The 20,505-nt window shown below is 42.8% G+C and carries 14 protein-coding genes and 1 pseudogene; all 15 read left to right on the forward strand.

The genetic code is table 11. The features are described from left to right. Positions 1-57 precede the first annotated feature (57 nt). The 15 genes and pseudogenes from C1G49_RS03030 (at position 58) to C1G49_RS03100 (ending at position 20,390) form a co-directional block, all read left to right on the forward strand. A complete protein-coding gene (locus C1G49_RS03030; RefSeq protein ID WP_105124559.1) occupies positions 58-438 on the forward strand; it encodes a DUF5301 domain-containing protein in 381 nt (126 codons plus the stop codon). A 91-nt stretch (positions 439-529) separates the two neighbouring features. After that, a complete protein-coding gene (gene rimM / locus C1G49_RS03035; RefSeq protein ID WP_023370422.1) occupies positions 530-1,048 on the forward strand; it encodes a ribosome maturation factor RimM in 519 nt (172 codons plus the stop codon). Further along, positions 1,038-1,763: a tRNA (guanosine(37)-N1)-methyltransferase TrmD gene (trmD, locus tag C1G49_RS03040; RefSeq protein ID WP_105124560.1), complete on the forward strand. Its 726-nt coding sequence runs from the start codon at positions 1,038-1,040 to the stop codon at positions 1,761-1,763. The genes rimM and trmD overlap by 11 nt, the downstream gene beginning before the upstream one ends. 30 nt (positions 1,764-1,793) lie before the next feature. Further along, a pseudogene (locus C1G49_RS03045) lies at positions 1,794-2,860 on the forward strand (pyridoxal phosphate-dependent aminotransferase). A 114-nt stretch (positions 2,861-2,974) separates the two neighbouring features. Next, on the forward strand, positions 2,975-3,724 hold the full coding sequence (locus tag C1G49_RS03050; protein ID WP_105124561.1) for a DeoR/GlpR family DNA-binding transcription regulator: 750 nt from the start codon (positions 2,975-2,977) through the stop codon (positions 3,722-3,724). Then, positions 3,721-4,632: a 1-phosphofructokinase gene (gene pfkB / locus C1G49_RS03055; protein WP_105124562.1), complete on the forward strand. Its 912-nt coding sequence runs from the start codon at positions 3,721-3,723 to the stop codon at positions 4,630-4,632. The genes C1G49_RS03050 and pfkB overlap by 4 nt, the downstream gene beginning before the upstream one ends. Further along, a complete protein-coding gene (locus C1G49_RS03060; RefSeq protein ID WP_105124563.1) occupies positions 4,629-6,584 on the forward strand; it encodes a PTS fructose transporter subunit IIABC in 1,956 nt (651 codons plus the stop codon). Before pfkB ends, C1G49_RS03060 begins: the two co-directional genes overlap by 4 nt. 188 nt (positions 6,585-6,772) lie before the next feature. Next, on the forward strand, positions 6,773-13,801 hold the full coding sequence (locus C1G49_RS03065) for a ZmpA/ZmpB/ZmpC family metallo-endopeptidase (RefSeq protein WP_105124564.1): 7,029 nt from the start codon (positions 6,773-6,775) through the stop codon (positions 13,799-13,801). A 134-nt stretch (positions 13,802-13,935) separates the two neighbouring features. Next, positions 13,936-14,310 carry a DUF1149 family protein gene (locus tag C1G49_RS03070; RefSeq protein ID WP_105117059.1) on the forward strand — a complete coding sequence of 125 codons (375 nt, stop codon included), beginning with the start codon at positions 13,936-13,938 and terminating at the stop codon, positions 14,308-14,310. A gap of 1 nt (position 14,311) precedes the next feature. Further along, positions 14,312-15,154, forward strand: coding sequence for a DegV family protein (locus tag C1G49_RS03075; RefSeq protein ID WP_105124565.1), 843 nt, complete (start codon positions 14,312-14,314; stop codon positions 15,152-15,154). 8 nt (positions 15,155-15,162) lie between these two features. Then, complete coding sequence (dapB, locus tag C1G49_RS03080) at positions 15,163-15,930, forward strand: 4-hydroxy-tetrahydrodipicolinate reductase (protein ID WP_105124566.1); 768 nt, start codon at positions 15,163-15,165, stop codon at positions 15,928-15,930. Beyond that, positions 15,927-17,138, forward strand: coding sequence for a CCA tRNA nucleotidyltransferase (locus C1G49_RS03085; RefSeq protein WP_105124567.1), 1,212 nt, complete (start codon positions 15,927-15,929; stop codon positions 17,136-17,138). The genes dapB and C1G49_RS03085 overlap by 4 nt, the downstream gene beginning before the upstream one ends. Further along, the gene (locus C1G49_RS03090; protein WP_105124568.1) at positions 17,131-18,999 is read left to right on the forward strand and encodes an ABC-F family ATP-binding cassette domain-containing protein; all 1,869 of its coding nucleotides are present in this window, start codon (positions 17,131-17,133) and stop codon (positions 18,997-18,999) included. The genes C1G49_RS03085 and C1G49_RS03090 overlap by 8 nt, the downstream gene beginning before the upstream one ends. After that, positions 19,000-19,335 (forward strand): hypothetical protein, encoded by a 336-nt coding sequence (locus tag C1G49_RS03095; protein ID WP_105124569.1) that lies wholly within the window; start codon positions 19,000-19,002, stop codon positions 19,333-19,335. Positions 19,336-19,430: 95 nt separating this feature from the next. Next, positions 19,431-20,390, forward strand: a complete 960-nt coding sequence (locus tag C1G49_RS03100) for an ROK family glucokinase (protein WP_105124570.1) — start codon at positions 19,431-19,433, stop codon at positions 20,388-20,390. Positions 20,391-20,505: the final 115 nt, after the last annotated feature.

Below are 20,505 nucleotides of genomic sequence, written 5' to 3' on the forward strand. Positions count from 1 at the left end.
TCGCTTGACAGATTTTCTGAGCTTGATATAATTTACTAAAAAAGGGTAGGTTCTATTATGAAAAAGAAATGGTTGATTGGTGTTATTTTATCTTGTATCTGCATCTTACTTGGCTATCAAGTTGTGAAGAAAACTGAAATTCGTTTACCTCAAGCTGACCAGATTGTAATTAGTAATCAGGATGGTGGAGAGCTAAGAACTCTGGAAGGTAGTGAAATGAGCGATTTTCTGTCAGAGCTTTCCCAAATTCATCCCTATCTTTTCAAAAATGCTAGCAACCATGACCAGCCAGTCGGAGTAAAGGAATATTATCAACTAATCTTTCAACCTAATAATAAAATTGCCTATCTCTATGAGAAAAGTGGCAAAACCTATCTGGAGTTTCCTTATGAGTTGACAGTCAGGACCAAAAAGTCCTTGTCTGAGTTAATAGACTAGAAGAAGTCGGAGCAATCTGACTTTTTTCTTTGCTTGTGAAAATACTCTCATCATGTTAAAATAAAAGGATAGAAAATCAGATGGAGAAATTATGAATTATTTTAACGTAGGAAAGATTGTTAACACCCAAGGCTTGCAAGGAGAAATGCGTGTTTTATCTGTAACGGATTTTGCAGAAGAACGTTTTAAAAAAGGGGCAAAATTGGCTTTGTTTAATGACAAGGATCAGTTTGTCATGGAAGTCGAAATTGCCAGTCACCGCAAGGCTAAAAACTTTGATATCATCAAGTTCAAGGGCATGTACCATATCAACGATATCGAGAAGTACAAGGGCTTTAGTTTGAAAATTGCGGAAGAAAATTTGTCTGACCTTGAAGATGGTGAGTTTTATTACCACGAAATTATCGGATTGGATGTTTATGAAAATGACCAATTGATTGGACAAATCAAGGAAATCTTGCAACCTGGTGCTAATGATGTTTGGGTGGTCAAACGCAAAGGGAAGAAAGACCTGCTCTTGCCTTACATTCCGCCTGTAGTTTTGAACATTGATATTCCAAACAATCGCGTAGATGTGGAATTGCTTGAGGGCTTGGACGATGAGAATTGATATTTTGACCCTGTTTCCAGAGATGTTTGCTCCGCTGGAGCACTCTATTGTGGGCAAGGCGCGTGACAAGGGGTTACTGGAAATCAACTACCACAATTTCCGAGAGAAAGCCGAAAAAGCCCGCCATGTGGACGATGAGCCCTACGGTGGTGGTCAAGGAATGCTGCTCCGTGCCCAGCCGATTTTTGACACCATGGATAGCATTGAACAAACCAAGCCACGTGTTATCTTGTTGGATCCTGCTGGTAAAACGTTTAACCAAGCCTATGCTGAAGAATTGGCTCAGGAAGACCAGTTGATTTTTATCTGTGGTCATTACGAAGGTTATGATGAGCGGATTAAGACCCTGGTGACAGACGAGATTTCTCTTGGAGATTATGTTCTGACTGGGGGCGAATTGGCAGCTATGACTATGATTGATGCTACTGTTCGTTTAATTCCAGAGGTTATTGGCAAGGAAGTCAGCCATACGGATGATAGTTTTTCATCAGGGCTATTGGAATATCCTCAGTACACTCGTCCCTACGAATATCGAGGGATGGTAGTGCCAGATGTTCTCATGAGTGGCCACCATGAAAATATTCGAAAATGGCGTCTGGAAGAAAGCCTACGAAAAACCTATCAACGCCGTCCAGACTTGTTGGAAAATTATAACTTTACAGCTGAAGAGTTAACTATTTTTGAAAAAATCAAAGCAGAAGACACAGTTGATTAGACTGTGTTTTCATGTTCAAAGGAGAAAATTATGAAACGTCAGGTATTTGAAGACTACCAACCTTATAAAATAAAACATAAGGCTAGATTTGACTTGGGAAATAATGAAAATCGCATTATTGATTGGTCCTTTTTACCGCAAAAGACCTTAGAGAGCTTAGAAGTTGGTCAATTGAGCTTTTACGGTGACAATACATACTCAGAGTTGATTGAGAAATATGCGGCCTATCTTGGAGTGAATCCCAAACAGGTGACGGTGGGAGTTGGCTCTGACCACCTCATTCATATGATTGTTTCCACCTTTATGGAGAAGGATGATACATTCTTGACGGTCAATCCTGATTTCTTCATGTATGAAACCTATAACCAGATGCACGGCAGTCGGTTTGAAGCTATTGACTTGGAAGAGAAAGATGGGACCTTGTTTTTGCCAGTTGAGAACTTGTTGGCGCGTGCTCAGGAAACCAATGCAAAAATTCTCATGATTTCCAACCCAAATAATCCATCATCGGTTGCCTATTCTATGGAAGATTTGGAAAGTTTGCGACTTCTTTCAAGGGATTGCTGGTTATTGACGAGGCCTATATTGAATTTGCGGAAGTTGAAAGTTTCATCAGTCGCCTTGAAGGATATGAGAATGTTTTGGTCTTGCGTACACTTTCCAAGGCTTTTGGTCTAGCAGGCTTAAGAATTGGTTTTGCGGTTGGAAGTGAAGAGCTTATTTATGAATTGGACAAGGTCATTCCACCTTTTAGTCTATCCAACTTAACGGCTCATATGGCTACAGTTGCCTTGGATTACAAAGATAAAGTAACAGAAACGGTTGAAACAATTGTCAAACTGCGTCAAGAAATGATTGCTTTTTTAGAACAATTAGAAGATTGTCATGTCCTGCCAAGTCAGACCAGTTTTGTGACCTTTAAGGCGCCGTGGGCAGAAGTGTTTCATCAACAAGCCTTAGCAAAAGATTGGAATTTCAAGTACTATCCAACAGGGAAATTAGCAGGATATATTCGCCTGTCCGTTGGACGTCCAGAAGAGATGGCAATGCTTAAAGAGATGGTCAAATCAATGATAGAAAAGGGGGCAATTTCGTAAGAGATTGTTCTTTTTTTGAAGAAAATTGACATTTTTTGAAAGATTTTGCCAGAAAATGATTGACAATGATAGTTTTTAGTGTATAATGGTTTTTGTAAACGATTGCAGGAGGTGTTGGACATTCTCAAATCAGAACGCAAGCAAGTCATACTAGAACGCATTCAAGCACAACAATTTGTCCGCTTGGAAGAATTGGTTGACATTCTAGCAACATCTGAATCCACTGTTCGTAGGGATTTGGACGAGTTAGAAAATGAAGGAAAACTTCGAAGAGTACATGGCGGTGCGGAAGCACCAGCTAATTTGCAACTGGAAGAATCCATTCTGGAAAAATCTGTCAAAAACGTTCAAGAAAAACGGATGATTGCTGAAAGAGCAGCACAGTTAATCATGGACGGCGATGTGATTTTTGTAGACGCAGGGACGACAACCGGTGTCTTGATTGACTATCTCCAACAGGAAAATCTAACAGTCGTGACCAATTCCATTCACCATGCTGTCAAGTTGGTTGAACGCAAGATAAAGACCATTATTATAGGTGGTTTTGTTAAACAATCAACCGATGCTTCAGTAGGTGCCATGGCTTTGGAACAAATTCGACAGCTCAATTTTGATAAGGCCTTTCTGGGAATGAATGGTATTGATAAAAACTACTTTACAACGCCAGACATTGAAGAAGCGACCATCAAACGTACCATCATAGACAATGCAAAAGAAAGCTATGTTCTAGCGGATGCGTCGAAGATTGGTCAATTCTCCTTTGCCAAGGTTGCAGCCATCGAAAAAGCCAATATTATCTGTCAATCTTCGGAGAGCAGTTTGTTGGACATCATAAAAGAGAAAACGAGGGTAATCGAGGTATGATTTATACTGTTACGCTCAATCCAGCTATTGACTACATTGTTCGACTTGATAGAGTTGAAACAGGCAGTGTCAATCGTATGGAGAGCGACGATAAGTATGCCGGCGGTAAGGGAATTAACGTTAGTCGTGTTTTGAAGCGTTTAGGCTATCCAAACACAGCGACAGGATTTCTAGGCGGTTTTACCGGTCAGTTCATCAAAGATGGATTGGTTGCTGAAGGCATTGATACCGATTTTGTTCAGGTGGACCAAGATACGCGGATTAACGTGAAAATCAAAGCCGACCAAGAAACAGAAATCAACGGTTTAGGTCCGATTGTGACAGATACACAGTTGGCAGAACTAGAAATGGTTTTGGCTGGCTTGACTAAAGATGATACAGTTGTCTTTGCTGGTTCAGCACCAGCTAGCCTTGGAAATGAAGTGTATAATAAGCTAATTCCAGTGGCTAAAAAAGCAGGGGCTCAAGTAGTTTGTGACTTCGAAGGGCAAACTCTTCTGGATTCACTTGCTTACCAACCGCTTTTGGTTAAACCAAATAACCACGAGTTGGAAGCTATTTTCAATGTTGAATTGAAGGGGATAGCTGACATTGAAACCTACGCTAAGAAAATCTTAGATATGGGAGCTCAGAATGTTATCATTTCTATGGCAGGGGACGGAGCCTTGTTGGTTACTCCGACAGCAACCTACTTTGCCAAACCTATCAAGGGAACAGTGAAAAATTCTGTCGGAGCTGGAGATTCCATGGTGGCAGGGTTTACTGGCGAATACGTTCGCTCACAAGACCCGATCGAAGCTCTCAAGTGGGGAGTTGCTTGCGGTACGGCAACAGCCTTTTCAGATGATTTGGCAAGTATCGAATTTATTAAGGAAACTTATGAAAAAGTTGAGGTAGAAACACTATGAAAATTCAAGACGTTTTGAGAAAAGATGTCATGTTGCTTGATTTGCAAGCAACAAGCAAGGAAGCAGTCATCGATGAAATGATTGCTAGCTTGGTAGATAAAGGTTATGTAACTGATTTTGATGTATTCAAAACAGGTATCATGAACCGTGAAGCACAAACGACAACAGGACTTGGTGACGGTATCGCAATGCCACACGCTAAGAATGCGGCTGTCAAAGAGGCAACGGTTCTCTTTGCTAAATCAAACAAGGGCGTTGACTACGCAAGCCTTGATGGTCAGCCAACTGACTTGTTCTTCATGATTGCGGCTCCAGAAGGTGCTAACGATACACACTTGGCTGCCCTTGCGGAATTGTCTAAATACTTGATGAAAGCTGGATTTGCTGATAGACTTCGTGCGGCAACAAATCCTGAAGAAGTGATTGCAGTCTTCGATACAGCAGAAGTAGCAGATAAAGCGGCTGAAGAAGTTGTTGCCGCTCCAAGTGGCGACCGTCCATTTATCGTTGCAGTTACAGCATGTACAACAGGTATTGCCCACACCTACATGGCAGAAGAGGCTCTTAAGAAGCAAGCCGCTGAAATGGGAGTTGATATCAAGGTTGAAACAAATGGTGCATCAGGTGTTGGAAACAAACTAACTGCTGAAGACATTAAGAAAGCAGCGGGCGTTATCATCGCAGCAGATAAGGCTGTTGACATGCCTCGTTTCAATGGTAAACCATTGGTATCTCGTCCAGTTGCTGCTGGTATCAAACAAGCAGAAGAATTGATTAACATCATCTTGGACGGAAAAGCATCAGCTTATACAGCAACAGAAGGAGCAGCTACTGTGGAATCTTCAGAAAAACTCAGCCTTGGTAAAGCATTCTACAAACACTTGATGAGCGGTGTTTCTCAAATGTTGCCATTCGTTATCGGTGGCGGTATCTTGATTGCCCTTGCCTTCTTATTTGATAATTTACTAGGTGTTCCAAGTGATCAACTCGGAAATCTTGGTTCATACAACGAAATTGCTGCTATGTTCATGAAGATTGGTGGAGCAGCCTTTGGCTTTATGTTGCCACTCCTTGCAGGTTACATTGCTTACTCAATCGCTGAAAAACCTGGTTTGGTTGCAGGTTTCGTAGCTGGTGCAATCGCTAGCAGCGGTCTTGCTTTCGGTAAAATCCCTTATGCAGCTGGTGGTGAAGAAACCCTTGCCCTTGCTGGAGTATCATCTGGTTTCTTGGGAGCTCTTGTAGGTGGTTTCCTTGCTGGTGGTGTAGTTCTTGTTCTTCGTAATGCTTTGCGTAACATGCCAAAATCACTCCAAGGTTTGAATGCCATCTTGCTCTTGCCACTTTTGGGAACAGCAATCACTGGTTTCTTGATGTTCTTTGTCAACATCCCAATGGCTGCAATTAACACTGGCATGAACAACTTCCTTGCTGGTCTTGAAGGTAGCTCTGCTATTCTCCTTGGACTTGTCCTCGGTGGTATGATGGCAGTCGATATGGGTGGTCCAGTTAACAAGGCAGCCTATGTCTTCGGTACGGGTACCCTTGCAGCTACTGTTGCAGACGGTGGTTCTGTTGCCATGGCGGCAGTTATGGCAGGTGGTATGGTTCCACCGTTGGCAGTCTTTGTAGCAACTCTCTTGTTCAAGAACAAGTTCACGCAAGAAGAGCGTAACTCAGGTTTGACAAACATTGTTATGGGTCTGTCATTCATCACTGAAGGTGCCATTCCATTTGGTGCGGCTGACCCAGCTCGTGCAATCCCAAGCTTTATCGCAGGTTCTGCCCTTGCAGGTGCCTTGGTAGGTTTGTCAGGTATCCAATTGATGGCTCCACACGGTGGAATCTTCGTTATCGCTTTGACTTCAAATCCATTGCTTTACATCCTTTATGTATTGATTGGTGCAGTAGTTTCAGGTATTCTCTACGGAGCTCTTCGTCAAGCTAAATAAGATTAAAACCTTGTCTTCGGGCAAGGTTTTTTTATCTGGAAAATTCTGTATTTAGATTAAAATATAAATAATTATGTAAAGAATATCATATATAGTATATTGAGATATTTTATTTGTTTTAAAACAGTATATTATTAGAGAAATATGCTATACTTTTAAGTAAGAAGAAATAAACGAAGGAGCTTCATATGTTTTGGAAGGAAAAGCAAAATAAGTTTTCTATTCGTAAATTTAATAGAGGCGTTGCATCAGTTATTATTGGTATGACTGCTGCCTTATTTTTTGTACCAAATTTGGCTATGAAAGCAGAATTGACTGCTCTTGCTCATACAAATGTAGCAAGAGAACAGATCTCCTATAAGTATGTCCTTTATTCGGAACTGACATCAGATGAGAAGGCACGAATTCAAGCGACCATTCCAGCAAGGCAGGTTGGGGATACCCATACTTACTATATGGTCTATCGTCCAAAGACAAATTTGCCTCAAACAGGAGATATCCCGACTTTTACAAGTAGTCTGGTTGGTTTAGGGCTATTGATTATCGGTCTATCTCTTACAAAAGATAGGAAAAAACGAATTGTTAGAAGTCTGATTATTTTAACTGCTACAGGTAGTCTTTCAGTGGCTGCAATTTCTACAGGTAGCCTCTCTGGTTTCGATAAGCAATTTACCCTTGCCATAGGTGAAGCTTTGCCACAAGCAGTGATTTCTATAGATCAGCATGAATTTGTAGGTTTTATTTTAGAAGGGGATGTAAATTCTGAAACAATCACAGTAACAGAAGCAAATGTTGGTGAACAGAAGTCGTCAAGCGAATTGATATTGCCAAATACATTGGTTGAGGGAATATCTAAGCATTCAGAAGCTCCTGTTCCACCATCAACAAAAGACGACGTTCTACCTGAGGAACCAACAGCGCCCGTAGTCCCAATTGCCCCAGTTACGGAAGAGCCAGAAGCTCCCGTCCCACCATCAACAGAAGATGAAGTTCTACCTGAGGAACCAACAGAGCCTGTAGTCCCAGTTGCTCCAGTTACTGAACAGCCAGAAACTCCCGTTCCACCATCAACAGAAGCCGAAGTTCTACCTGAGGAACCAACAGATCCAGTTGTCCCAATTGCCCCAGTTACGGACGAGCCAGAAGCTCCCGTCACTCCGGCACCACCAGTTACAGAGGACGAGGTTCTACCTGAGGAAGCTACAGATCCCGTAGTCCCAATTGCCCCAGTTACTGAACAGCCAGAAGCTCCCGTTCCACCATCAACAGAAGATGAAGTTCTACCTGAGGCACCAACAGAGCCTGTAGTCCCAGTTGCTCCAGTAACTCCAGTTACTGAAGATCCAGAAGCTCCCGTCCCACCATCAACAGAGGGCGAAGTTCTTCCAGAATCCCCAACTGATCCCGTCGCTCCAAGTGACCCAGTAACGGAAGAACCAGAAACTCCCGTTCCACCATCAACAGAATCCGAAGTTCTACCCGAGGAACCAACAGAGCCTGTAGTCCCAGTTGCTCCCGTTCCACCATCAACAGAATCCGAAGTTCTACCTGAGGAATCAACAGAGCCCGTTGTCCCAAGTTATCCAGTTACTGAAGATCCAGAAGCTCCCGTTCCACCATCAACAGAAGATGAAGTTCTACCTGAGGCACCAACAGAGCCCGTTGTCCCAAGTTATCCAGTTACTGAACAGCCAGAAGCTCCCGTCCCACCATCAACAGAGGACGAAGTTCTACCCGAGGAACCAACAGAGCCTGTAGTCCCAGTTGCTCCAGTTACTGAAGATCCAGAAGCTCCCGTTCCACCATCAACAGAAGCCGAAGTTCTACCTGAGGAACCAACAGCGCCCGTAGTCCCAATTGCCCCAGTTACTGAAGATCCAGAAGCTCCCGTTCCACCATCAACAGAATCCGAAGTTCTACCTGAGGAACCAACAGATCCCGTCGCTCCCGTTCCACCAGTTACAGAGGACGAGGTTCTACCTGAGGAAGCTACAGATCCCGTTGTCCCAATTGCCCCAGTTACTGAACAGCCAGAAGCTCCCGTTCCACCATCAACAGAGGACGAGGTTCTACCCGAGGACCCAACAGGTCCCGTAGTCCCAATTGCTCCGAGTGCCCCAGTTACTGAACAGCCAGAAGCTCCAGAAACTCCCGTCTCACCATCAACAGAATCTGAAGTTCTACCTGAGGAACCAACAGAGCCAGTTGTCCCAAGTTTTCCAGTTACGGAACAACCAGTAGCCCCCGTCACTCCCGTTCCACCATCAACAGAGGCCGAAGTTCTTCCAGAAACTCCAACGGATCCCGTCGCTCCAAGTGACCCAGTAACGGAAGAACCAGAAACTCCCGTTCCACCATCAACAGAATCCGAAGTTCTACCCGAGGAACCAACAGATCCAGTTGTCCCAAGTTCTCCAGTTACGGAAGAACCAGAAGCTCCCGTTCCACCATCAACAGAAGCCGAAGTTCTACCCGAGGACCCAACAGATCCTGTAGTCCCAAGTTCTCCAGCTACGGAAGAGCCAGAAGCTCCCGTTCCACCATCAACAGAAGCTGACGTTCTACTCGAGGCACCAACAGATTCTGTAGTCCCAGTTACTCCAGTTACTGAACAGCCAGAAGCTCCCGTCCCACCATCAACAGAATCCGAAGTTCTACCCGAGGAACCAACCGAGCCTGTAGTCCCAGTTACTCCAGTTACTGAACAGCCAGAAGCTCCCGTTCCACCATCAATAGAATCCGAAGTTCTACCCGAGGAACCAGCAGATCCCGTCGCTCCAAGTGACCCAGTTACTGAAGATCCAGAAGCTCCCGTCACTCCGGCGCCATCATCAACAGAGGGCGAAGTTCTACCCGAGGCACCAACAGAGCCTGTAGTCCCAAGTTCTCCAGCTACGGAAGCTCCAGAAACTCCGGCACCACCAGTTACAGAGGACGAGGTTCTACCTGAGGAAGCTACAGATCCCGTTGTCCCAGTTGCTCCAGTTACTGAAGAGCCAGAAGCTCCCGTCCCACCATCAACAGAAGCCGAAGTTCTACCCGAGGCACCAACAGAGCCTGTAGTCCCAAGTTCTCCAGTTACGGAAGAACCAGAAGAACCTATTAAAACCAAACCGGAGTTAGTTTTATCAATTCTTAAAGAAAATGTAGATGATAGGAGTGTAGAAGTAAGCTATACTCTGATAGACAATGATTCTACATTTGTCAAGGCTATGGTATCTCTATACAAAGGGGATGAATTAGTCACAGAAAAAGAAATTCTAACACAAGAAGAGCTATACAAGGTTCCATTTGCCGACTTGCTGCTGAACACTGACTATGAAGTAAAAACACGATTTACCTATAATTTAGGTAATGATGATGTGGAAGAAGAGCTCAGAACAGAAAAATTTGAACTAGAGAATAAGTTGCTGGAATTTCGATCTTACAATAGTATTGAGCTGTATCAAGTTGATGAATTTGGCGAGAAAACAAGGATTACAGCCTTGACTAGCGCTCCAATTTCTTCAGAAAACTACCTTGTTAAGATTTCTACTGTAAACAACAAAGATATTTATCTTCCAGTTGATAGCTTTGAGAATGCTGACAAGGGGATTATGGTCAATATTATTCATCCGAAATTGGTTAAGTTTAACCAGAATAATAATGGTTTTGATAAAAATCATACCTTTATGATTGATAAACTTGTCTTGCAAGAGGGGGCCTACAGTAAATTTAGTGAATTAGTAGATGCTATCAATAACAATCCTAGTGGAACTTATTATCTAGCTGCTGATATGGTTGTTGATAAGGAGGTTTCGACTGACACCTACGTTACCAAAGAATTTACTGGAAGTCTGAAGAGCCTAGGTGGGCAAAAGGCCTACTCGATCTTACAGTTAGATAGACCGCTTTTCAGCACTCTTAAGAATGCTAGGGTCGAAAATATCTCCTTAAAAGATGTGGCCATTGTAAATGATCAAACAGCAGTAGCTGCTCTAGCTAAAAAATCAGACAAGTCTATCATCGATAAGGTTTCTATTTCAGGAAATATTACTGCCAAACAAAATATTGCTGGCATTGTCTATAACGCCACAAACGGCACAACCATTAGTAATTCCATTGTTAATGTCAACCTGAGCAATATAGCAAGTCATGAAGCTTATCATATGGGTGGTGTTACAGGGATTTTAAATAATTCAACCATTGATAAGGTGCGGGCTAATGTTACGATTGATGCCAAAACTGCAAGTGGACGTGGACAAGGAATTGGAGGAATTGTAGCAAACGCGCAAGCTGCTGTGATAAAAAATTCCTATGTCACTGGAAATATCCATGCGACAGAAACTGCTGACACAGGTGGTGTGGTTGGCTTAGCTAGAATGTCTTTCTTGAATAATATAGCAACAGGTGCATCTGTTACAAATGGCGGCATCATCGCTTCGGGTCAAACTCAATCTGCTACAGTATGGTCCACCATAAGCAATCTCTATAGTGTTGAAGGTCATGCAGCAGGGCAACCAAATCCTGCTATTCAGTCTACAAGCCTTTCTCAAGAAGCCGTATTAGTGAAAATCAAGGCATGGGGAATTCCAACACCACCAACCACGACAGGACAGGAAACTACCGACAGTCAGTCGAATTCAGTGCAGACTATCGATTATAACCAGGTTCAACATGCTCAGGCTGAACGAAGAACTGCCTATGAAAACACTGCTAAGTTGTTGCCTTTCTATGATCGGAATACGATTGTTAAATATGGGAACTTGATTGATGAAACAAGCAACCTCTACAGCAAACCTATCCGATCTGTCCTTACCTTGACTGAGGATGGCATAGTAACAAATATCTATGATCAACATACTTCCTTGAATAAATTGCTGATCCATTTTGAGGACGGAACTTCAGAAATACTACCCCTAGTGTTTAAGGGTGAGTATGGCAACACCAAGGTTGTGGAATATCGTTTAGGTGATCAACTCCTCTATACACCGGAACAGTTACTATCTCTGGAATCTAGCCTCATCGATGAGCTAGTGGCGGCATTTTCACAGGTTGAACTTTACAGCGAAAAGATGGCTAACATCTTGCATATCCAAACATCAGATAAACAAGCCAAATTAAAAGACTTGTATTTAGATGAGTCCTTTGCAGAAGTCAAAGCCAATCTCGAGGGCCATATCAAAGGTTTGTTGGCAAATAGACAGGTGGTTGATACCACAAGCAAGGCTGTCAGGGATGTCATTAAAAAAGAATTCTTGGCAGATAAAGAAAAAATTATGTTCGCCCTTGCCTATCTCAATAGGCTATATGGCATTAAATATGGAGATACCAATATCAAGAATATTGTGCTCCATCATGCGGATTTCTATAAGCGTCAATTAGATACTTTAGGCTGGTTGAGGTCATTTACGGATAAACTCACCAAGCATGATGATCAGTTCTATGTTTCGCAAAAAGGCTACGAAGATATGTATTTTGACAGATTAACACTTGCCAATAATGCAGCCATTCATAAGGAACGTTTTGGAGCACTCTCTAGTCAATTTGGAACAGTTCGTGATTTCTTGGAATACAATAAGAAATTGTTCTTGGGAGAAACTGATTCAAGGAAGTGGTTTAAAGAAGCGACCAATGCCTTTGTTTATGAAATTCCATCCAATGCAAACTCGAGCATTGACACCAGTCTATATAGTCATCTGGGACGTATTCCACGCTATGAAAAATACTACTTGCCATTGCTGAATATCAAGGAGAAGGATGATATTTTCGTAATGAGCTCAATGGCAACAGTAGCCTTTGGTGGTTATGGAAGATATGTGGATACGGCTTTGAAAAAGACCAATCCAGAACAATATTACCAAGCAGTTAAGACAGTACAGACAAGTTTGATACCGAAACACGGGAAACGATTAGGTGACTTTTTGGATATGTGGTATCAAATGGCAGATTCTAATCTGAGAGATAAGTTTATCCAACGCTCAACTGAAATTTGGGATGGTTACTGGATCAAGGATTCAAATGCATTTGAAGACCATGCTGATAAACGGCGGTGGGCTGGTAAATATGATCAGGAATACCGCTATGTTCAGGAGTTGGCAGGTGCCTTGAATGAATGGCATAGACAATCAAGAGATAGTGCCTTTTCAGATACAGTAACCTTTGTGAAATTTTCAAATCGGGACATGTTATCTGATCTAGGGGATTCAACTATGAGTCATGAATTGGTCCATAACTATGATGAAACCATCATGTTGGATGGTCATAAGCGTCGTCCTGGTCAAGATGCAGAATCCTATGCTATGGGCTTGTTGCAGTCATCAGCTGGTGGAGGTATTTATTACTATGGCTTTAATTTCATGAATGAACATAGTCCAAATACCCCACACAATGTTTCAAGTAGTCGCTTCAAAACAAAAGAGGATTTACAAACCTATCTAAAAGGAGTCTTTGATGTGACCTACCTCTTGGATGCAGTCGAAATCCAAGCCATTGCCACTAAGGGGAAAGAGGCTTATCCTTACTTCTTTAACAAGATAGAGTTGGTCCCAGCCAATGAAGCAACTGTCAGCCAGTCTTTAAACTACCAAAACACTCATGATCGTATTAGGAAATTGAGTAATGAGGAACTGGCTAACTTGAACATTACCACTATCAACGATGCGATTGACCATGCACTAGTTGCTAAATCCTCACTTTTGCTGGAACAAGACTATTTACGCGAAAATTTGAAGAACTATTATTTCGTACCGCTCTATTATCCGATTTATGCAGGCTTGCAAAATAATAGTGGTACTGTTGGTGGTTTACAATTCCGTAAGACGGCCTTGGAGCTATTAGCAGCAAAAGGTTGGGAAGAAGGCTTTATTCCTTATGCAACAGACAAGCTAAAAGCGGAAGCAGAGGCGGCAGGTCGTCTACTATCTGATCAGTTTATTTTTGAAAAAATATTTGCTGGACAATTTACGGATTATGCAAGCTTCAAAAAAGCTATGTATAAAGAACGCTGGGATAAGAAGGATAGACTGAAAGCCATCACGATTAGCTTCAATGGTCAGACTGAAACAATAGATAATATTGAAACGCTGAGTAGGCTGATGGCGGAGGCAGTTGATAAAGATTATCAGGCCGCTAAGAATAAGCAAGCAGGATTTAATCGCCAAGGTTTGAAAGATTCTATTTTGAAAGCCTATGTCGGATTAACGGATAGTTTTACCTCCTTCATATTTACAGATTGACCGAGGTCAATTCTCATTACCTTTTGGGAAGAAGTTGAAAGATAGTATTTTCGCCTTCTTCCTTTTATTTTTTCCCAATTCTCCCTTGAACTGTGATATAATAAGCATAGTATTGTTTATAGGAGAAATTAGACATGGAAATCATTCGCGAAAAAGAATTTGTCAATCAGTATCACTTTGATGCCCGCAATCATGCTTGGGAAAAGGAAAATGGGGTTCCAGAAACGAAATTAAATGTTGATTTCCAACTACTTGAACGCAATGAAGAAGAAAATAAAACATCAATGATTACTATTTTGCGTTTCATCATTGTTTTGAACCATTTTGTTATTTCTGGTGCTATGAGCCAAGCCGTTCATCTTCAGGGTCGTTACGTCAATGAACCGACAGAATTTACAGAGGAAGAAAAACGGACATTAGTTGAGCCACTATTGGATATGTTGAAACGCATGACCTATGATGTTACAGAAATTGCTTTTGATGCACCAGGTGTAAATTTGGAGTTTTAATATGAAATTAGCAGTTATTACGGACTCATCGGCTGTTTTAGGGATAGAACGCGAGGACTTGTTTGTCTTAAATATTCCAGTTAACATTGATGGTGTCAATTATATCGAAGGTCAAAATTTGACCGTTGAGGAATTTTATCAAAAAATGGCCTCATCAAAGGATTTACCAAAGACCAGCCAACCAAGTTTGATGGAGTTAGACGATATTTTGACAAGTTTGAAAGAAAAAGGCTATACGCACGCGCTAGGCTTGTTCTTATCGTCAGGTATTTCCGGTTTTTACCAAAATATCCAGTATCTGGCAGAAGAATATGAAGGCCTGACGGTTACCTTCCCAGATACAAAAATAACTTCAGCACCTTTAGGTATGATGGTTGAAAATGTACTCAAATGGGCCGATGAAGGTCAGAGCTTTGAAGAAATTATTGGCAAATTGAACCAAGAAATTGGCAAGACCACAGCCTTTATTATGGTCGATGACCTTAATCACCTAGTAAAAGGTGGTCGCCTGTCTAATGGTGCAGCCTTGTTAGGTAATCTCTTGAGTATCAAGCCAATTTTATACTTCACAGATGAAGGTAAGATTGAAGTTTATGAAAAAGTTCGGACTGAGAAAAAGGCTATCAAGCGCTTGTTAGAAATTCTTCAAGAACAAACGAAAAATGGTCACTACCAAATTGCCATCATTCATGCCAACGCACCTGAAAAAGCTGAAAACTTTAAACAACAGTTAGAAGAAGCAGGAGTGGGTAGTGATTTGCCAATCGTATCATTTGGTTCAGTCATTGGTACGCATTTGGGAGAAGGGGCAGTGGCCTTTGGTATTTCTCCCATCATTGAATAGGAGTTTGCATGACAATTAAGGTAATTATCGCAGGATTTAAAGGGAAAATGGGCTCAACCGCTGTTGAGATGGTCAAGGGTGATGCAGAACTGACTCTGGCTGCCTTGGTAGACCCATTTGCGACAGAAACAGAAGTGGATGGTGTTCCTGTTTTCAAGAAAAAAGAAGAAGTGGTTGGCCTAGACGCTCATGTCTGGGTGGATTTTACAACGCCAAAATTTGCCTATGAAAACACTCGTTTTGCCTTGGAAAACGGCTTTGCTCCTGTGGTTGGAACAACGGGATTTACCCCAGATGAAATTGAAGAATTGACTGCCTTGTCTGCTGAGAAGGGCTTGGGTGGCTTGATTGCTCCTAACTTTGCGATTGGAGCAATCTTGCTTATGCAATTTGCAGCTCAAGCAGCCAAGTATTTCCCAAATCTTGAAATCATCGAATTACACCATGACAAGAAGAAGGATGCACCGAGTGGTACGGCTGTCAAAACGGCCGAACTCATTTCCCAAGTCCGTCAGTCACAGGATCAAGGTGCAGAAGATGAAGAAGAACTGATTGCTGGAGCTCGTGGGGCAGCATTTGATGGCTTCCGTATCCACTCAGTACGCTTGCCAGGCCTTGTTGCCCATCAGGAAGTGATTTTTGGGGCACAAGGAGAAGGCTTGACCATTCGTCATGACTCTTACGACCGTATTTCCTTTATGGGCGGTGTCAACCTTGGCATTAAAGAGGTAGTCAAACGCTCACAACTCGTTTATGGTTTGGAACACTTATTATGAAATTAAACAATCTGCCTTCTGAGTTTCAGGAGGCTTTGCCGATTTTAGAGAAAATTAAAGCAGCTGGCTTCGAGGCTTATTTTGTTGGTGGCTCCGTACGGGATGCTATGTTGGGCAGGCCTATTCACGATGTCGATATTGCGACATCTAGCTATCCCCAAGAAACCAAGCAGATTTTCCCGCGGACCATTGATGTGGGGATTGAGCATGGGACTGTCTTGGTCTTAGAAGGCAGCAAAGAGTATGAAATCACGACCTTTCGGACGGAGGAGGAGTATGTGGACTTCCGCAGACCTAGTCAGGTTTCTTTTGTGCGTTCCTTGGAAGAGGACCTCAAACGCCGGGACTTCACGGTCAATGCATTTGCCCTTGATGAAGAAGCACAGATTGTCGACCTCTTTGATGGGATGACCGACTTGGAAAATCGCACCCTGCGGGCTGTAGGCATCCCTGCTGAGCGTTTCAACGAAGATGCCCTCCGTATCATGCGTGGATTTCGCTTTGCGGCGACCTTGGACTTTGAGATTGAGCCGACGACATTTACAGCCATGGTTGAAACCGCACCGCTCTTGGAAAAAATCTCTGTAGAACGCAGTTTTATCGAGTTTGATAAACTTTTGATGGCGGATTTTTGGCGAAAAGGCTTGCGCGCTATGATTGATTCCAAGGCTTATGATTTCTTGCCTGACCTAGTAGAAAAGGGAGAAAAACTTGAAACCATGCTGACCAGTTTGGCAGAGGACTTTCGATTTTCGACTTCTGAACAGGCTTGGGCCATGCTCTTTGTCTGCCTAGGTATCGAGAACATCAAGTCCTTCCTGAAAAAATGGAAAACCAGCAATGATTTTCAACGCACTGTGGTTAAACTGGTAGAAATTTACCAACTTCGCCAAGCAGGACCTGTCACCAAGCAAATCTGTTTCAAGTATGGCAAAGACCTCTTGTACTTGGTAGAAGAAGTCCGTCAGGCACAGGGCTCGGCTACGGATTTTGATGGAATTGACCGCATTGATCAATCCCTGACCATCCATGACAAGCATGAAATTGTGGTCAATGGAGGACATCTGATGCAGGCATTTGATCTCAAACCAGGTCCAGTTTTGGGAAGCCTACTCAAACAGGTCGAGTACGAAATCGTAGAAGGAATATTACCAAATGAAGTCGAAGTCATTATGGCATTTGTAAAAGGGAGATTAGATAATGAGTGATTTTATCGTTGAACACTTGACCAAGTCTGTCGGTGATAAGACGGTTTTTGCAGACCTTTCGTTTATCATCCACCAAGGTGACCGTATCGGAATTATTGGTGTCAATGGTACTGGAAAGACGACTTTGTTGGATGTTTTGTCAGGTCGCATCGGTTTTGATGGCGATGTGTCCCCTTTCCAGACTAAGAATGCCTATAAAATTTCTTATCTGACCCAAGAACCTGAATTTGATGAAAGCCAAACTGTCTTAGATACTGTTCTGTCTTCGGATTTACGGGAAACCCAGTTAATCCGTGAATATGAACGGCTCTTGTCAAACTATGATGAAAGCAGTCAAGCCAGACTAGAAAAGGTGATGGCTGAGATGGATGCTCTCAACGCTTGGGAAATTGAAAGCCAGGTCAAGACCGTTCTGTCCAAACTTGGCTTAACAGAACTTAACAAGACCGTTACCGAGTTGTCAGGCGGTCTGCGCAGACGGGTGCAGTTGGCTCAAGTCCTCCTTGGCAATACGGATTTGCTCTTGCTGGATGAACCGACTAACCACCTGGACATTGATACCATTGAATGGTTGACAACTTTCTTGAAAAATACCAAGAAATCTGTTCTCTTTATTACCCACGATCGCTATTTTTTGGACAATGTGGCGACACGGATTTTCGAACTAGACAGTGCTAGCTTGACCGAATATCAGGGCAATTACCAGGACTATGTTCGCTTGAAGGCGGAGCAGGACGAGCGAGATGCCGCCCTTCGACATAAGAAAGAGCAGCTCTACAAACAAGAGTTGGCCTGGATTCGCAGACAGCCTCAGGCCCGTGCCACCAAGCAACAGGCCCGCATCAATCGTTTCCATGACCTCAAAGGCGATTTAGCCAACAAGATAGACGATAGCGAATTGGAAATCAATTTTGAAACCTCTCGTATCGGCAAAAAAGTTATCAACTTTGAAAACGTCAGCTTTTCCTATCCAAACAAGCCAATTCTATCTAATTTTAACTTGCTCATTCAAAACAAGGATCGTATTGGCATTGTTGGTGATAACGGAAAAGGAAAATCCACTTTGCTCAATCTGATTGCAGGTGACTTACAAGCAGACAGCGGTAAGGTAGATATTGGTGAAACCATCCGTATCGGTTATTTTTCTCAGACCATCAAGGGCTTGGACGAAAGCAAGCGGGTCATCAATTTCTTACAGGAAGTGGCAGAAGAAGCTAAGACGACATCTGGTATGGTTTCTATCGCAGAACTCTTGGAGCAATTTCTCTTTCCACGTAATACCCATGGTACCCTGATTGAAAAGTTATCCGGCGGAGAGAAGAAGCGACTTTATTTGCTTAAAATCCTCTTGCAACGGCCCAATGTTCTCTTACTGGATGAGCCGACCAACGACTTGGACATAGCGACTCTGACAGTCTTGGAACATTTCTTACAGGGCTTTGCTGGTCCGGTCATTACCGTCAGTCACGACCGTTATTTCTTGGACAAGGTGGCTAACAAAATCTTGGCCTTTGAAGACGACTGCATTCAGACCTTCTTTGGCAACTACACTGACTATCTGGATGAGAAGGCCTTTCTGACTTCCAGCTCTGCCATTTCCTTGGAAAAACCAAAGGAGAAATCCGAGAAAGTAAAAGAAACCAAGAAGCGGATGTCTTACTTTGAGAAGCAGGAATGGGCGACCATCGAAGAGGATATTGCTGGCTTGGAGGAGCGGATTGCGGAAATCGAGGCGGAAATGCTAACCTGTGGCAGTGATTTTACAAAATTGTCCGATTTGCAGAAGGAATTGGATGAGAAGAACGACCTGCTCTTGGAAAAATATGAGCGGTATGAGTATCTGAGCGAACTGGAGGGCTAGATGAAAGTTCTTGTCATGTCATATATGGTCATCTATCTCTTGGTGACCTTGGGTGCAGCCCTCTATAGCTATTTTATGACCAAAAAAATGAATGCTTTGCGCTTAATCTTGACGGTTTTATCCATGCTCTTGCTAGCTGTTTCACTCTATTTTTACAGTCAGGCCTATCACGATGTACAAATGGTGGGCTTTGCTATGGGCTTTACCTTCATCTCCACTCTTTTTCTCTATAATGGAACCAAGGAAGGTAGCAATTTTACGACAGTTATGCTCTTTTCCATTGGTCGCTTTATTTTACATATTCAATTTTTGATTTTGCTCTATCTCTTCCGATAGGGCAAAATTTTTGTTCGTACAAATATATGAAAAGGCTTTACGCAAACCTTTGCGTTGTGGTATAATAAAGAAAATATAGACGCAAGGAGAACAATATGGCAAAAAAAATTATTGGTATTGACCTAGGTGGTACATCTGTTAAGTTGGCAATTCTGACGACTGATGGTGAGATTCAAGAAAAATGGTCTATCAAGACAAATATTTTGGATGAAGGAAGTCACATTGTTCCTGATATTATTGACAGTATCAAGCAGCGGTTTGAAACTCATGGTTTAACCAAGGACGATTTCCTAGGAATTGGCATGGGCTCCCCTGGTGTCGTCGATAGTGAAGCTGGTACTGTTATCGGTGCCTATAACCTCAACTGGAAGACCTTGCAGCTGGTCAAAGAACAGTTTGAAACGGCACTTGGTTTGCCATTCTTTATCGATAATGATGCCAACGTAGCAGCCCTCGGTGAGCAGTGGGTTGGTGCCGGGAACAACAATCCTAATGTTGTCTTTATGACCCTTGGAACTGGTGTTGGTGGTGGTGTCATTGCAGCTGGAAACCTCATTCGTGGTGTAAAGGGAGCAGGAGGTGAGTTAGGACACATCACAGTTGATTTTGAAGCTCCGTTTGCTTGTACCTGTGGTAAAAAAGGTTGTTTGGAAACCGTAGCTTCTGCGACAGGTATTGTCAACCTCAGCCGTCGCTATGCAGACCAATACGCCGGTGAGGCAAAACTCAAACAGATGATTGATGACGGTCAGGATGTGACGGCTAAAGATGTCTTTGACTTGGCAAAAGAAGGAGATGACCTAGCACTCATTGTCTACCGTCACTTCTCTGAGTATTTAGGTGTGGCATGTGCTAACATTGCTGCAGTCCTTAATCCAGCCTACATTGTCCTGGGTGGTGGTGTATCAGCAGCAGGTGACTTCTTGTTAGACGGTGTTCGCAAGGTCTTTGCTGAAAATAGCTTCCCACAAATCAAGGAAAGCACGCAGATTGTCTTGGCAACTCGTGGCAATGATGCTGGTGTCCTTGGTGCCGCATCACTAGTATTGAAATAATCGTTAAAAGCAGGGCTCCCCTGCTTTTTTTGTCCTTGCTATTTTTCGGTTCCAGAACAATAATATCGAACTTATCGGTTTGAAAAATACAGTGATACTATCAAGAAAATACAGA

Origin of the sequence: Streptococcus suis (genome assembly GCF_002960625.1) — a bacterium.
GTDB classification, from domain to species: domain Bacteria; phylum Bacillota; class Bacilli; order Lactobacillales; family Streptococcaceae; genus Streptococcus; species Streptococcus suis_T.

Bases quoted from the DNA above. Each gene is read 5' to 3' on its own strand.
- C1G49_RS03070 (WP_105117059.1), top strand. From the start codon at position 13,936: ATGGAAATCATTCGCGAAAAAGAATTTGTCAATCAGTATCACTTTGAT.
- C1G49_RS03085 (WP_105124567.1), top strand. From the start codon at position 15,927: ATGAAATTAAACAATCTGCCTTCTGAGTTTCAGGAGGCTTTGCCGATT.
- trmD (WP_105124560.1), top strand. From the start codon at position 1,038: ATGAGAATTGATATTTTGACCCTGTTTCCAGAGATGTTTGCTCCGCTG.
- C1G49_RS03100 (WP_105124570.1), top strand. From the start codon at position 19,431: ATGGCAAAAAAAATTATTGGTATTGACCTAGGTGGTACATCTGTTAAG.
- C1G49_RS03065 (WP_105124564.1), top strand. From the start codon at position 6,773: ATGTTTTGGAAGGAAAAGCAAAATAAGTTTTCTATTCGTAAATTTAAT.
- pfkB (WP_105124562.1), top strand. From the start codon at position 3,721: ATGATTTATACTGTTACGCTCAATCCAGCTATTGACTACATTGTTCGA.
- dapB (WP_105124566.1), top strand. From the start codon at position 15,163: ATGACAATTAAGGTAATTATCGCAGGATTTAAAGGGAAAATGGGCTCA.
- C1G49_RS03075 (WP_105124565.1), top strand. From the start codon at position 14,312: ATGAAATTAGCAGTTATTACGGACTCATCGGCTGTTTTAGGGATAGAA.
- C1G49_RS03060 (WP_105124563.1), top strand. From the start codon at position 4,629: ATGAAAATTCAAGACGTTTTGAGAAAAGATGTCATGTTGCTTGATTTG.
- rimM (WP_023370422.1), top strand. From the start codon at position 530: ATGAATTATTTTAACGTAGGAAAGATTGTTAACACCCAAGGCTTGCAA.
- C1G49_RS03095 (WP_105124569.1), top strand. From the start codon at position 19,000: ATGAAAGTTCTTGTCATGTCATATATGGTCATCTATCTCTTGGTGACC.
- C1G49_RS03030 (WP_105124559.1), top strand. From the start codon at position 58: ATGAAAAAGAAATGGTTGATTGGTGTTATTTTATCTTGTATCTGCATC.
- C1G49_RS03090 (WP_105124568.1), top strand. From the start codon at position 17,131: ATGAGTGATTTTATCGTTGAACACTTGACCAAGTCTGTCGGTGATAAG.